This is a genomic window from Pandoraea sp. LA3, from assembly GCF_022696215.1.
GTDB classification, from domain to species: domain Bacteria; phylum Pseudomonadota; class Gammaproteobacteria; order Burkholderiales; family Burkholderiaceae; genus Pandoraea; species Pandoraea capi.
The window spans coordinates 50,387-63,936 of record NZ_PTPY01000039.1; the positions used below are offsets into that span (position 1 = coordinate 50,387).

Consider the following 13,550-nt stretch of genomic DNA (forward strand, 5'->3'; position numbering starts at 1 on the left):
GACGGCGTGATACCCGGTCAGTCGTCGACCGTGAACGTGCCGGTGGACGGCGCCTGATCGAATTTCATCGCTATCGGTGCTTTTCCGTTGTAACGCGGCCACGACGGCAGCCGGTCGCCGTTGGGGTCTCCGGTTTCGGTAAAGCGCAGAACGGCGGCCTGAAAGTCCGCAGCGACTGACATCGCCTGCGGCAGATGCAGCCCGCTGAACATCGGCGCCTGCGCCCATGCCGGGAATGTACCGAACAGGAACGGAAGTTCGAAGCAGTGGCATGCGCCGACGTCCGGCATCGCGGACGCGTACCTGAACTCGTAGACGAAACAGTCGCCGCCTGCGCTCGACAGCCCGCGAGCGAGGCGCTGGGTTGGCTCACGGAAAATCGCGTCGGATACCGCGCGGTTCAGGTGATCGTAATTTCGCAGTTCGGGCGCGCGGCGACGGCGCAACGCCAGCCGTTGCGCGCCGTGGTGACCGAAGCACGCCTGATAACGGGCCAGCGTGTCGGCGTCGTTCGCCTCCTTGACACGGTTGTCGTGCGAGAAGAACGCACCCATCTCGTCGGGCAGCGTGCCGATCAGCAGTCGGAGCGCCGGTCCTCTGGCGGCGAGTGTGCCGATGAGATCTTCCGGGAGCGCGTCTGAAATCGTGGGAAGAAAGGTGGGTGGAATATCGGCGAAGACGGGGTTGGTGCGCGCCAGGCCAGCCTGAGCGTCGAGCAATGCGGCTGTCGGCAATTGACGAAGGGTGCCGAGGTCGGCGGGGACGTTCAGCATCGCGCAGAACTGCCGGCCGAGTGATTCAGCGTCGTCCGGTGTCTGTGGCGCGATCGACCCGGGCAGACTGAGTAGGATCGCTTGGGAGAACAGATCCCGGGAGAGGGGAGAACTCGCCAGCGCGGCCGTGTACCACGCACCGGCCGATTGTCCGCAAACCGTGATGCGCGACGCGTCCCCGCCGAACGCCCCGATGTTGCGGCCGACCCATTGCAGCGCAGCGATGAGATCGTGCAGCGCCATGCTGCCGGGCGTCTGTCCGGGCAGGTAGAGATTGCCGAGCGCGCCGAGCCGATAGTTCACACTGACCACGACCGCACGCGCGCTGCGCGCAAGCGCGTCGCCGTGATACCAATCCAGCGGCGCACCGCCGGTCAGCCAGCCGCCGCCGTGTATCCAGACCAGTACAGGGAGTGCGTTGTTCGCGCCGGTGCGTGAAGTCGGCGTCCAGACGTTGAGGGTGAACGCGTCTTCCGACTGGTGTGAAAAGCCCTGCGTGTCGCCCATGACGGCGCTCAGCCGACTAGGGGCCTGCGGGAAGACGGGGCCGGGGCGCGTCGCGTCCCGCACGCCTTGCCAGCGTTGCGGCGCACTAGGCAGCGCGAATCTTTGCGCCGTGCCGTAGGGGATATCGAAGAAGGCGTCGACGCCATGGTGCGTCGCGCCGGCCAGTTCACCGCTGTCGCAGATGGCGCGCGGCGGGTTCGGGAGCTGAGATGTCATGTCGATGGTGACGGACTAGTGGGCGTTGCGGCCCGTGGGGTGTTCCGTGCCGAGCGATTTGGCCGGATGTGCGCGCGACGCGGCGGGCGTGTTGGATAGGCCCGCGCCGATGCCGCCTGTGGCGCGCGCCATGGCGGGGCGCATGCCGATCATTGCGAGGCAGGCGACGAGCAAGGGTGCGGCCAGAGACAGACAGACGATTGCGAACGATGCGTGCGACGACACGATCAGGCCGATCAGCATCGAGCCGACGATCGAGCCCAGACGTCCGATGGCCAGCGTCCACCCCCCGCCCGACGCGCGCAACGCTGTCGGATAGAAAATCCCCGAAATCGTGTTGATGCAGATGAGCGGGCCGCCGACCGTCATGCCGCTCAGGAAGACCATCGCGGGATAGCCGGGACGACCCTGAAGTGCGCCGAGCGCAACGATCAGGGCGACACCGGCGCCGAAGGCCACAGCCACGACCGTCGCCACGTTGATGCGGCGCACGGCCCATGCGAACAGCACGGCACCGCCCAGCGCGCCGAACTGAAACATTGCAGAGAGTTGCGACGCCACGGCAATGCTCAGACCGGTGTTCTTGAGGTAAGTGGGCAACCAGCTACCGACAAGAAAGAAGACCAGATAGCCGCAGAACTCGGCGGCCCAGATCAGCAGGGTGCCAGTGCGCAGGTCCTGCGAGAGAACGCCGCCACGCACGTGACGCGGCGGATCGGTCCTCCCGGTGCGGTTCGCACTGTCCAGCGTCAGACCACGCGTGTCGAGATCGGGGAAGATCGTCTGCATGGTGCGACGGATGGCGCCGTCGCCGCATCCCCTGACCAGCATGTGACGGGGCGACTCCGGAACGCGTGCGACGAACCCGAGCAGCACGAGCAGCGGCGCGACGCCGCTGAGCATCAGCATGCCGCGCCAGCCGACGCTGTCGATCAGCGACGCGGTAGCAAACCCTGCGGACGCCGCACCGAAGAGGAAACCGCAGAACGTTGCCGCGAGCATCGAGGCCCGCGCCTTGTCCGAGCAATACTCCGCGACCAGTGCTGACATGACGGGCATGGCGGCACCGACGCCGCATCCCGTCGCAAAGCGCCAGACGACGAGTTGCATGACCGATGCGGATTGCGCCGAGCCAAGGCTCGTCAATGCGAACCAGGCGATGGCGGCAGCGCCGACCCATTTGCGTCCGTACCTGTCGGCCAGCGTACCCCCAGCGATGGAACCGAGCAGAATCCCGGCGAGACCGGTACCGACGAGCGGCGCCAGCGCGCTGGGCGGGAGTGCCCACTGCGCCGAGATGGCAGGGGCGACGAAGCCGATCACCGTCGTATCGAATCCTTCCAGCGCGGTCACCAGAAAGCACATCGCGAACACCGTCCACTGGCGTGCGCCGAACGCGCGGGAATTGAAAACGTCGTGGATCGACTGCGGGGGAAAAACCACTTCACTCATACCTTTCTCCGTCAAACCACCGGCGGCGGCTGTTCGAGCCGTCGCACAACGCCGCCGGCGCTCATGAGTTCAGAAACGATGTCGAACGCCGACACGCACCGCCAATTGCGTCGGCGTGGACGATGGCGCGGGAATATAGGTGATGGCGGCCACGGGCGCCGCGCCGCCGGCTTTCAGATAGGCGCACGACAGATACACGTCAGTGCGTTTCGAGAGCAGGTAATCCGCATTCAGATCGATGGCCCGGTAGTTCGGTATCGCACCGGTCGCGTCGAGCTTGCCGTGCGTGTAGACGAACGCCGCGCCGAGCGACAGATCGGGACGTGGCACCCAACCCACATTCACCTCGTAGTTATCGAACGACACGTCGGCGTTGTTGAAGCCATTGGCAAAACGGGTGGTCGTGTATTCGGCGCCCAGCGTGACGTCGCCCAGCTTGTACGACCCGCCTGCGCCGATCACGCGCCAGCTCGTCGCCGACGGCACGTAGGCGGAATAGATGACGTTTTTCGGTGCGAGATTGTCGAACCCGGCTTGCAATGGGTTCTTCATGTAGAGATACGCGGCGGCAAGATAGATCGGTCCCTCGCTGTAGCTCGCCCCGACAGACGAGGTACTTTGTGTCGAGACCGAACCCGGCTGACCGCCGAAGCCGTAGAGACCGGCAAACGTTACGCCGTGAACGGTGGGGCTGGTGTACTTGACCGAGTTGTTGATGCGCACGCTACCGCTGGTGTTGTCGACGTCGCCCGCATGAGCGAAGTAGATGCCCCATTGCAGACTGGCGTCGACACGCGCGAGCATGTCGACGATTTCATCGTACTGCCGGCCCAGGGTGACGGTGCCGTATGGCGACGAGACGCCCACAAAGGCCTGACGTCCGAACAGACGGCCGTTGTTCGCGAGGGTGCCGCTCGACGGGTCGAAACCGTTTTCCAGGACGAAGACCGAACGATAACCGCCACCAAGATCTTCCGTGCCGCGAAAGCCGAAGCGCGACGCGGAGGCCTCGCCGCTTTGCACTTGCCAGGCGGCGCCGCCGTTCTGATTGTTGGTGTAGGTGATGCCTTCGTCGATGATGCCGTACAGCGTGACAGAACTTTGCGCGTGGCTGGTCAGTGACGTTGTTGCCAACGTCGCGCAGAGCAGCGCGAGCGCCCAATCGCTTTTCATCCCTTCCTCTCCATCCTTGTCGATCCCTGTGAAAGGCCCACTCGATGTGCGGCTGCGGTGGGGTTGGATCGACTGTAGATTTCAGGAAGGGGAAAGAATAATGAATTGTGGCGCGCGCCACTTAACCAATCCGGTAAGCGATGCCACGGGTCACGCGGCGGTACCTTCCGCTTCGGCCGACAAGGCGTTGACGAACGTGTCGCGCAGCCGGTCGACGATGCGCTCGCTTCGCCAGATCGCGATCAGGGGACCCACGCTGATGGGCAGGTCGAAGGGGACGATGGCCAGCGATTCGGCTCGCACATGTTCCAGTGCTGTGCAACTCGGCATGAGCATGACGGCATCGGTGTTCTGCACGAAGCGGGTGTTCAGCGGGATCACCAGCGAGGAGATGGGTGTGTCGCGAAAGCGCAGTCCGCAGGCCGCCAGTTCCATCTCAAGCTGTAGACGCACAATATTGCGCTCGGGCGGCAGAATCCATGGATATTGCACGAGATCGTCGAAGCCGATCGCCCCTAGCGTCAGCACCGGATGATCGTTGCGCACCACGGCGACGATACGGTCGGCGCAAAGGCCTTTCACTGTGTGATGTGCCTGCTGACTGGCGAACGGATAGCGACCGACCACGATGTCGAGGCCGCCGCCGTCGAGTTTGGGCATGAGGTCTTCCATGTTGCCGTCTTCGACCGTGAGCAGGATGCCACGCGAGGAGGCCTGCAAACGACTGAGTGCGCGCATGAACGGTGTCCACTGAGAGATCAGTGAGAAGACGCCGACGCGCAGTTTGCCGGCGTCTCCCCGTTTGATGGCGGACAACGCATCGTGCATGCGGTCCATGTCGGCAAGAACGTTGCGCCCGTACTGAATCAGCGCATCGCCCGCAGGCGTGGCCCGGGTGCCGAACGGTGTCCGGTCGAACAGGCGCTCGCCCACGACATCTTCGACGTCCGACAGCGCCTTGGAAATGGCGGGCTGAGAGATGTTGAGTACCTGGGCTGCGCGCAACAGATTGCCCATGTCGGCAATGGCGAGCACAACCTGGATATGACGAATCTTGAGACGAGTACGGAGCGGGTTCATGGTCGCCGGCCCTTCTGAATGGACCGTTCAAGAATGGCAAACTTCCGGCGAACGCGCTATCCGTCAAAATCCCGTGCGCTGCCACTGGCTCGCGAACGCGAAGAGCCGATCTTCCCGCCCCGGTGGGGCGATCACCTGAATCGCAGTGCTCAGACTGCCCATGCCCGGCATGCCGGGCGGGGCGGCCGTCGCGGGCACGGTCATCACGGGGAATCCTGTCAGCGAGAACGGCCGGGTGAACAGGCCGAGCGCATCGGGCACCGATAGCTCCCGGCCATCGAGCCTGCAAGTCGACTGTCCCTTGACGACACCGTTGACCGGAGCGACGGGCGCAACGATCACGTCGACGCCCGCGGTTTCGAATTGCGCTGCCACTTGCTGTCGCACGGCATGCTGAGTCGCGCGTGCGCGCTGATAGGTGGACGACGAAATGGCCATGGCTGCGCGCAAGCGTCGGGTGACGGCCTCGCCATAGCGATCCGGCATGGTTGCCAATCGCGCGCGATGCTGCTGCGCGGCTTCGAATCCCGTGATGACGGAAGCCGTCTCCAGACATGCGAGTGGGTCGGGCAGCGCGACGTCTGGCGTGTCGGCGGCGCTTTGCCGCAGGGCGTCGAACGCATGACGGACCATGTCGCTGGCTAGCCGTCGATACGGCCCGCTGGCCCATCCGATGCGTACGTCGCCCCAGAGCGTTTGCAAGGGAGGCGGTGCGTGCCCGGGGGCCAGCGCGAGCCAGACGCGTGCGAGCATGTCGAGGGAGCTGGCGAGAACGCCGGCGTGGTCGAGACTTGGGGCGAGCGCAAAACAACCGTCCAGCGACAGGGCGCCATGCGTGGGTTTCAGGCCGAAGATCCGGCAGAGCGCCGCAGGCACACGAATCGATCCGTTCGTATCGGTGCCGATGGCGAAGGGTACGATGTCCGCGGCGACGGCCGCCGCCGAACCGCTCGACGATCCGCCCGTGTAGCACGACGGTGCGGCCGGATTGACGACCGCGCCGTGATGCGGGTTGTCGCCGAGGAAGCCATAGGCGTATTCGTCCATATGCGCAGCACCGACGAGGATGGCCCCCGCGCGGGATAACATCTGCACGAGAGCGGCGTCGTGTCGTGATGGTGTGGCGATCGTCGGATGCGTCGGAAGCGTTGGGCGTGTTGGGTAGGGTCCACCGGCCAGCGTCACGATGCCCGCGATGTCAAAGGCGTTCTTCGCGACGTAAGGCACGCCGGCCAACGGCAGCCCGCTGCCGGAAACGGTCGAGTCCAGCGCCCCGGCGTCGCGCAGCGCGCGGGCGGCGGTGACGTCCGACAGGCAGTGCCACCGGTCGGCCAGTGCGCGTTCGAGGGCCGCTTCGGCGTGCCGCGTGAAGGTCATGTCCGAAGGGGGCGATGCCGACGATGCCCCCGTGCGACACGGCACTGACGGCGCCGACGTCACTGACCTTCCACCGTTTTTGGCGCGTGCTCGGGAAACCACTGCGCGCGCCGCATGCGCGTGATGGTGACCGACGCATACAAACCCGCCTGACGGAACGGCTCGTTGAGCGAGAACTGTTCGGCTTGCTCGCGTCGATCGACATTCAGGATGAGGGTGCTGCCCACGCGCGTTTGCCCGTCTTCCGCCAGCATCGCGCCGCCTATCACGATGAGATCGGTGTGCCGTGCGAGATAGGCCAGATGCGCGTCCTTGTGCGCGCTGCGAATCGCGTGCGAGACGCTCGGGTCATCGCGGCAATAGAGGATGTAGAGCATGGCGTTACTTCCAGTCGTCGCCGTCCCATTGGGGGACGGTCGTGGGGTCGGGCAGGGTGGTGCCGCATTGTTTGCAGGTGCGCAGATGCTCGTCGGCATTGAACTGCTGGACGTACTGCTTGAGGCTGGTTTCGATGTCTTCGCACCAGAAGTACACGCTGTGCAGCATGTTGCCGCAGTGCTCGCAGAACCAGGCGATGCCGTCTTCTTCACCGGCTTTTCGCGGACGCTCGATGACCACGCCCACGCTACCCGGCGGGCGGCGCGGCGAATGGAAAACATGCTTCGGCAGATGGAAGATTTCGCCTTCGTTGATGCGATGTCGCACGACGCGGCCGTCTTCCACCGTATCGACGAAGATGTGCCCGCGAAGCTGATAGAAGATTTCGTCCCACGGATCGATGTGGAAGTCGTTGCGGGCGTTCGGGCCTTTGATGACCTGAAAGATGAAGTCGGTGTCCTTGAACACTTCGCGATTGCCGATCGCGCCGAGCGATGTCGGAAGGTGCTGTTCGGTCCATTGACCCAGATGGAAAGCGTCCGGAATTTTCATGTCTCTTCTCCTGCGGATGGGGATTGGGGGATGGAAGCGGCGCCCGGTCAGGCGCGTTCGAGCAGATCGCCGCGATAGGCGCGCAACAGCAGGGCTTCGACGTCGGTAACCGCAACGGGCCGGGGATTGGCAACGGGGGCGGCGAGGACTCTGCGGGCAACGTCGGGAATGTCCTGCCTGCGCAATCCAATGGCCTGCAACGACGCCGGCGCGCCGTGCGCTGAGGCAAACGATGCAAGGGCGGGCGCGAACGACAGCCCGTCGAACCGTTCGTCGAGTTGTTTGAGCGCGGGCACGTGATGCCGGTTGAAGCCGATCACATAGGGCAGCAAGGTGGTGTGCACGCTCGCGTGCGGGAGGTTGTAGGTGCCGCCGAGTACGTGGCAGATCCGGTGGTGCAGGCCCATGCCGACCTGCGACAGTGCTTCGCCGCACAGCCATGCGCCGGCGAGACATTGCTCGGCGGCGTCGTGTTTGTCGGCGAACGACGCCCAGGAACGCAATCCCTGAATCATTCGCGCGATGCCGGCGTTGGCAATCGCTTGCGTGAAGGGATTGGCTTCCGGTGCGTAGAGGGCTTCGATGGCGTGTGCTACGGCGTTTATCCCGCTACAGATCGCTTGCGCGAGCGGCAGACTTTGGATCAGCGTACTGTCATAGATGACGGCGCGTGGCAGCACTGCCGGATCGCGCACCGTCTGTTTGGTGCCATCCACCGTCAGACCGAAGTTCCACGTGACTTCCGATCCGGAAAAGTTCGTCGGCACGGCAAATACCGGCAGCCCGAGTCGCTGCCCGATGGCCTTGGCGGTATCCAGCGCGGTGCCGCCGCCGAACGCGACGAGGCTGTCGGCGGCAAGACGCTGTGCAGCGTCGACACCTGCGTCCACACTCGGCAGCGGAACATGTTCGAGCGCGCCGGTGAAGGCGCCCGCGCACCGGGTCGTCAACGCCGGGGTGACGAGGCGGGTAAACCGGTCGCGGCTCCGGGCGGACGATGTGACCAGCAGGAACCGGGCTGCGCTGGCGTCGTCGAGTACGTTGGCCAGTGCCTGACCGTCGCGCCATCCCCAGACGACACGATGGGCCTTGAGATCGAGCAAGAATCCGGTGGCTGGCGCGTTGCGAACATCAGCGTCCATACGTCCACCCCCATTGCTCGATGGAGACGATGGCGAACAGTCCCGCGCGGAAAAACGGCTCGTTCGTCAGCCATGCGTCGATCTGGGGGCGGGCGTCGGCCTCCAGTACGAGACAGGTTCCGATGACCCGTCCGGCATCGTCCAACAGCGGGCCGCCGTGGCGCATCCTCACGGCATCGGCGCGCCGGACGTATTCGCGGTGGGCCGCGAGTTGCTGTTCGCGCAGCTTCTCCAGACTGGCGTGGTCGATCCCTCGAAAGACAAAGTACTGCCGCTCCACCGAAACCTCCTCATCCGAACTGACTGACGCCCGGGGCCGCAAGCGGCGCTCATGTCCGGGCGATGGCGATGAGTCCAGTATCGTGACCGTCGTCGTGCAAGTCGAATGAAAAGGTCGGCGGGCCGCTTGCCGGTTTGGTTAAGTGACTGGCAAGCGGCTGGCGGTGCGGGACGCTCAGAACCGGTAGCTCATCACCAGTTCGGCGCGGCGGTCGTTGCCCAGCAGCCATTGGGTCGCGTTGTAGTAGGCCGTCTGCACGTAATGCCGGTTGAAGACGTTGTAGATGCGGCCGGTGAGCGTGAGCTCACGCCGCGGCTTCCAGGCGAGCGCCAGGTCGACCGTCGTGTAGGACGGTAGCGTCAGCGTGTTCGCCGTATCGGCGTAGCGTTTGCCCACGTACTTCAGTCCGCCGCTCGCCCTCCACGCCTGCGCGAAACGCCAGCTCATCCACAGGTTTGCCATCTGCTGAGGCACGTTGACCGGGATATTGCCTGCCCGCGAGACGGACACGCCCCCGACGCTTTCGTCGAACTGATCGTACTTGGCGCGAAGCCACGTGCCGTTCGCATCGATGCGAACGTCGCGGGACAGTTGCGCGCCGAGCGTCAGTTCCACGCCACGCGACGATTGCTGACCGACCTGCAAACTAAGCGACGGATTGAGCGGGTCCACCGACAGCAGGTTGTTCTTCACGATGCGATAGACCGAGAGCGTGCCGTCGACACGGCCGTCGAGCCAGTCCTGCTTCACCCCCAGTTCGATCTGCTTGCCGGTGGCGAGATCGAATTTCGCCTTGGCGGGCGTGAGCATCAGCAGCGAGCTGACCGGATCGGCTGCGACCGAGTACTGACCGTACACCGTCGTATTGGCCGTGACGTCATAGACGGTGCCGACACGCCAGCCCGTGTAGCCGAGGTCTTTCGAGAACGCGCTGCCTGCAATGAGATCGTCGCGGTGGATGCTGGCATGGTCATAGCGCACGCCGCCGATCACTGACCAGCGCGACGTGACCTTCAGGCGGTTCTCCGCAAAGATCGCGTACTGATTTGCCTGCGACCGGTACTTCGGATAAGTGCCCGCGACATTCACGAAACTGCCCGGGTCCGGGTTGTAGAGATCGACGAGCGACGTGCCGGCGTACGGCGAATTGTTCGTGTGCTGGAATGTCGTGTGGTTGAACTCGAAACCCGTCGAGACGGTGTTTTCCATGCCGAACAGATGGCCCTTGAGCGTGGCGGTCGTCACGTTGCCGATCTGCTCCTGGTCATGGAGGATCTCGGTGTAACTGCTGCGCTGAACCAGACCGGACGACGGCACGTAGTTGTAATACTCGGCGTCTTTCCAGTGCCGTTTGCTCTTCATGCGGTAGAGCGTGCTGGTGATGGTGATGTCGTCCGTCGGGCGCCATGACGCCGCCAGCGTCGCCCAGCTGTCGCGGTAGGTGATGAGCGAATCGCCCACGTTGTAGTTCTTCTGGTACGTGGCGGGATCGAGACGGCCTCCCACGAGCGGCACGCCGAAGTACTGCATCGGATGCTGGTTGCCTTCGGCCAGCGACGCCGTTACCGAGAAGCGCGGCGTGACGTCGTATTTGATCGCAGCGGAGAACGACGCGTTGTGCGAGTTACCCCGGTCAACCCAGTTATTGGAGCTGTTGGCGCTTGCGTCGAACCGGTAGGAGAGCTTGTCGGTGATCGCGCCGCCGCTGCCGAACGCTGCCCGGCCGGTCTTTTCCGTACCGATGCCCAACTGGATCTCGTTTTCGATCGGGCCCTGCTCGGGCTTCTTCGGAACGATGTTGACGACGCCGCCAATGGCGCCTTCACCGTAGATGACCGACGCAGGGCCGCGCAGGACTTCGATGCGATCGACCGACCAGGTGTCGAACGGGAAGGTCACGCCGATGGCGCCGTACGGCCGGACCCCGTCGTAGAGCTGCGTGACGGAGGCGCTGCCCACGAAGCCCCGCGCACCGAGTTCCGAGCCGCCGTTGCCGGGGTGGGGCGACGCATTGATGCCGGTCGCGCGGCTCACGGCGTCGATGATGCTGGCGTCGCCGCGCTCCACCAGTTGCTGACGGTCGATGACTTCGACGCTAGCAGGCGTCTCCTTGATCGACAGGCCGAGACGGCTGCCGGTCTGCACCGTTTCGTCGAGTGGTTTGACGGTATCGGCCTGCACCTGCGTGGCAGGGAGCTGGACGTTTTGCGAAGTGTTGCCGGGGTTGCTGCTGGTTGTGGTGCCGTCGGCGGCGTGCGCGAAGGCGCACAGCGAGCCAATGGCCGCCGCGACGGCGGTGCGCACTGGGAATGACGTTTTCATGACGCGTCTGATGTTGTCGTTATCGTTGTCGGGGCACGCGCGAGCGTCACCAATGCGGTCGGGCGCAGGCGCGTGCAGGCCGTCGCCCTTTCCGGGGCGCCAGCGGGATTCGAGGTAATTCGAGAAGGTGTTGCGGCAAGGTCGGACGCCCCCGGATGCGCACGCACGTGTCCGTACGAGCCCATCGGGCGCGATGGACTACGGACAGCGGCGAGCCATCAGGCATGCGAACGACCGAAGCCGATCAGCGCAACATCAGAGCGAAGGCGGGGCGCGTGAAGGCGGTGTGAGGCGCAGCGGTGCGCCGACGACCGTCAGCGCGGGGGATGGGGTGAGCCGGATGCCCCCGACGCGAATATCGGCGAGCGTGAGCGACGCCGAGGGCAGTGGCGGGCTGTGGGCAAGCAGCGAACAGTAGCCGCAGGCGGCGCTGGCCGCATGAGATATCGGCGTGTGTCGGCCCTGAGCGGCCGCTTCGTCGAGGCTGGTACAGAAGGCGCTCGACAGCGCGTCGTCGATGGACGACGGATGCGTGCGCAGATACTGGCTGATCAGCGGCGCGCAAAGCAGCATCCACATGGCGGCGAGGCCGATCCATGCGATGCGTTTGCTGCGTGACCATACCGGCATGTTCAGGGCGCGCGGCGGCAAGCCGCGTTCGTGAAGGCGAGCCCGGATGCTATCACGCGACCCCGCCCGTCAATTTGTCATCGCGGTCAAATTCGCGATGAATGCGACGCCTTGCGGCAATTTGTCGCGATGACGAGGAGACCGGAGAAGGGGGGTTACGTCGACGTGGAAAACGCCCGCCATTGATTCAGATGGCGGTAGACGACCGCGCAAAGCGCTTCGGCGTCGCGTTTGCGCAGTGCATCGAGCATCGCAAGGTGATCGGCATTGCTCGCCCGCAACGACGCGACGGTGTCCCACGTGCCGGTACGTCCCGGGATGCCGCGTTCACGATTCTGACGAATTTCTTCGGCGAGCAGCGGATTGCCCGCCATCGCATAAAACGATTCGTGCAACTGGAAGTTGATGACGCGAAGCTCCTCGCGACTCTTGTTTTCGATGGCGGCATCGAAGTCGTTGACGTGCACGGCGAACGCCTCGATCTGATCGGCCGTGGCACGAACGACGATCAGGCGGCTCGCGGCCAGTTCCATGATGGTGCGCACTTCGTACAACTGATCGCGCTGGATCGACGACTGGCTGGCAATGCGATATCCCCGGTTCGGCATGTGCTCCAGCAAACCGCGCACCGCCAACTCGTTAAGCGCCATGCGCACTTCAAACCGGTTGGCCCCGTAGCGTTGCTCGACGTCCGACTGCTTGAGCCAGTCGCCGGGGAAGTACTTGCCCGCGAAAAGATCGCTCCGGATTTCGCGGCTGAGATCGTTCAGGGAATCAAAGGTCAGTGGGGTGGTTTCCATGCGCCGGGAGTCGCCAATTTTGTGCGCGAAGTATATCACTGGGTCTTGATGATATCGCTCGCCGGTTTGGGCTGATGAACCGCGTCTGCCGCGAGCTTTGCGATCTGGGCTCCGGCTTCGGCGGCTTGTCGCAGGAAGGCGGAATCACAGCCGATGGTGACGAACGAGTAGCCCCGGGCATACGCCTGCGCGGGCGTCTCTCCCGGACGCAGCGCGCCGCCGAGCAAGACGCCACGGGCGAGCACCTGTTGCTCCACCTCGGTGATCGCCGCCTGCACGACGCGATGACTCATGGCGGGGCCAAACCCATGGCTCTCCGCCAGATCGAGCGGGCCGATGAAGATCATGTCGAGCACGTTTTCATCAAGGATCTCGGGCAGGGCGGCCACACCCCGGGCGCTTTCTATCATGCCGATCAGCAACAACTCGCGGCGGGCATTCGCCCGGTAGGGGGACGTATCGGTTCCCCAGCCCGCTGCCCGGCTCACCGTGTAGTGGGCGCCGCGAGCGCCGTGCGGCGGATACCACGCGGCGCTCGCCAGTCGCCGGGCTTCGCTGGCGGACTCGATGGTCGGCAGCAGCAACCCTTCGACGCCGGCGTCGAGCAGCGGTTTGATGATCGGGGCGTCGCATGACGGCACGCGCGCCAGCACCGTGGCGTCGCCCGCCGAACGGATGGCGCGTAGCTGAGCGATCGTCGTCTGCACGTCACCGGCGGTGTGTTCGTGATCGACGATGAGGGCGTCGAATCCCGCGGTGCCCAGAATTTCCGCAGTATCTGCGCCGGGAAGGAACAACCACGCACCGAAGGTCTTCCGTCCTTGCGTCAGGCTTTGCTTGAGCAGGTTTTTTCGAAACATGTCGAGAT

At 64.6% G+C, this 13,550-nt stretch carries 13 protein-coding genes; all 13 read right to left on the minus strand.

Annotated elements, in window-relative coordinates; all coding sequences use genetic code 11:
* Window positions 1–17: 17 nt before the first annotated feature.
* Entirely contained in the window at window positions 18–1,496 is a 1,479-nt protein-coding gene (locus tag C5N93_RS25380; RefSeq protein ID WP_150720466.1) for a carboxylesterase family protein, read from the minus strand.
* Between the two features lie 15 nt (window positions 1,497–1,511).
* The gene (locus tag C5N93_RS25385) at window positions 1,512–2,948 is read right to left on the minus strand and encodes an MFS transporter (protein WP_242561454.1); all 1,437 of its coding nucleotides are present in this window, start codon (window positions 2,946–2,948) and stop codon (window positions 1,512–1,514) included.
* Between the two features lie 69 nt (window positions 2,949–3,017).
* The gene (locus C5N93_RS25390) at window positions 3,018–4,121 is read right to left on the minus strand and encodes a porin (RefSeq protein ID WP_242561455.1); all 1,104 of its coding nucleotides are present in this window, start codon (window positions 4,119–4,121) and stop codon (window positions 3,018–3,020) included.
* Window positions 4,122–4,271: 150 nt separating this feature from the next.
* Window positions 4,272–5,201, minus strand: a complete 930-nt coding sequence (locus C5N93_RS25395; RefSeq protein ID WP_150720463.1) for a LysR substrate-binding domain-containing protein — start codon at window positions 5,199–5,201, stop codon at window positions 4,272–4,274.
* 63 nt (window positions 5,202–5,264) lie between these two features.
* Entirely contained in the window at window positions 5,265–6,578 is a 1,314-nt protein-coding gene (locus C5N93_RS25400; RefSeq protein WP_242561456.1) for an amidase family protein, read from the minus strand.
* Between the two features lie 59 nt (window positions 6,579–6,637).
* Entirely contained in the window at window positions 6,638–6,955 is a 318-nt protein-coding gene (locus tag C5N93_RS25405; RefSeq protein ID WP_242561457.1) for a YciI family protein, read from the minus strand.
* 4 nt (window positions 6,956–6,959) lie between these two features.
* Window positions 6,960–7,508: a 3-hydroxyanthranilate 3,4-dioxygenase gene (nbaC, locus tag C5N93_RS25410; protein WP_150720460.1), complete on the minus strand. Its 549-nt coding sequence runs from the start codon at window positions 7,506–7,508 to the stop codon at window positions 6,960–6,962.
* 47 nt (window positions 7,509–7,555) lie between these two features.
* A complete protein-coding gene (locus C5N93_RS25415) occupies window positions 7,556–8,650 on the minus strand; it encodes an iron-containing alcohol dehydrogenase (protein ID WP_150720459.1) in 1,095 nt (364 codons plus the stop codon).
* Entirely contained in the window at window positions 8,640–8,930 is a 291-nt protein-coding gene (locus C5N93_RS25420; protein WP_174980850.1) for a YciI family protein, read from the minus strand. Before C5N93_RS25420 ends, C5N93_RS25415 begins: the two co-directional genes overlap by 11 nt.
* A gap of 174 nt (window positions 8,931–9,104) precedes the next feature.
* Window positions 9,105–11,252 carry a TonB-dependent siderophore receptor gene (locus C5N93_RS25425; protein WP_242561458.1) on the minus strand — a complete coding sequence of 716 codons (2,148 nt, stop codon included), beginning with the start codon at window positions 11,250–11,252 and terminating at the stop codon, window positions 9,105–9,107.
* Window positions 11,253–11,507: 255 nt separating this feature from the next.
* The gene (locus C5N93_RS25430; protein ID WP_242561459.1) at window positions 11,508–11,903 is read right to left on the minus strand and encodes a DUF2946 domain-containing protein; all 396 of its coding nucleotides are present in this window, start codon (window positions 11,901–11,903) and stop codon (window positions 11,508–11,510) included.
* 134 nt (window positions 11,904–12,037) lie between these two features.
* The gene (locus tag C5N93_RS25435) at window positions 12,038–12,682 is read right to left on the minus strand and encodes a GntR family transcriptional regulator (RefSeq protein ID WP_242561460.1); all 645 of its coding nucleotides are present in this window, start codon (window positions 12,680–12,682) and stop codon (window positions 12,038–12,040) included.
* A gap of 35 nt (window positions 12,683–12,717) precedes the next feature.
* On the minus strand, window positions 12,718–13,542 hold the full coding sequence (locus C5N93_RS25440; protein WP_242561461.1) for an aldolase/citrate lyase family protein: 825 nt from the start codon (window positions 13,540–13,542) through the stop codon (window positions 12,718–12,720).
* Window positions 13,543–13,550: the final 8 nt, after the last annotated feature.

Excerpts from the sequence above, each read along its gene's own strand:
- C5N93_RS25380 (WP_150720466.1), bottom strand. The coding sequence starts at position 1,496 with ATGACATCTCAGCTCCCGAACCCGCCGCGCGCCATCTGCGACAGCGGT.
- C5N93_RS25385 (WP_242561454.1), bottom strand. The coding sequence starts at position 2,948 with ATGAGTGAAGTGGTTTTTCCCCCGCAGTCGATCCACGACGTTTTCAAT.
- C5N93_RS25390 (WP_242561455.1), bottom strand. The coding sequence starts at position 4,121 with ATGAAAAGCGATTGGGCGCTCGCGCTGCTCTGCGCGACGTTGGCAACA.
- C5N93_RS25395 (WP_150720463.1), bottom strand. The coding sequence starts at position 5,201 with ATGAACCCGCTCCGTACTCGTCTCAAGATTCGTCATATCCAGGTTGTG.
- C5N93_RS25400 (WP_242561456.1), bottom strand. The coding sequence starts at position 6,578 with ATGACCTTCACGCGGCACGCCGAAGCGGCCCTCGAACGCGCACTGGCC.
- C5N93_RS25405 (WP_242561457.1), bottom strand. The coding sequence starts at position 6,955 with ATGCTCTACATCCTCTATTGCCGCGATGACCCGAGCGTCTCGCACGCG.
- nbaC (WP_150720460.1), bottom strand. The coding sequence starts at position 7,508 with ATGAAAATTCCGGACGCTTTCCATCTGGGTCAATGGACCGAACAGCAC.
- C5N93_RS25415 (WP_150720459.1), bottom strand. The coding sequence starts at position 8,650 with ATGGACGCTGATGTTCGCAACGCGCCAGCCACCGGATTCTTGCTCGAT.
- C5N93_RS25425 (WP_242561458.1), bottom strand. The coding sequence starts at position 11,252 with ATGAAAACGTCATTCCCAGTGCGCACCGCCGTCGCGGCGGCCATTGGC.
- C5N93_RS25435 (WP_242561460.1), bottom strand. The coding sequence starts at position 12,682 with ATGGAAACCACCCCACTGACCTTTGATTCCCTGAACGATCTCAGCCGC.
- C5N93_RS25440 (WP_242561461.1), bottom strand. The coding sequence starts at position 13,542 with ATGTTTCGAAAAAACCTGCTCAAGCAAAGCCTGACGCAAGGACGGAAG.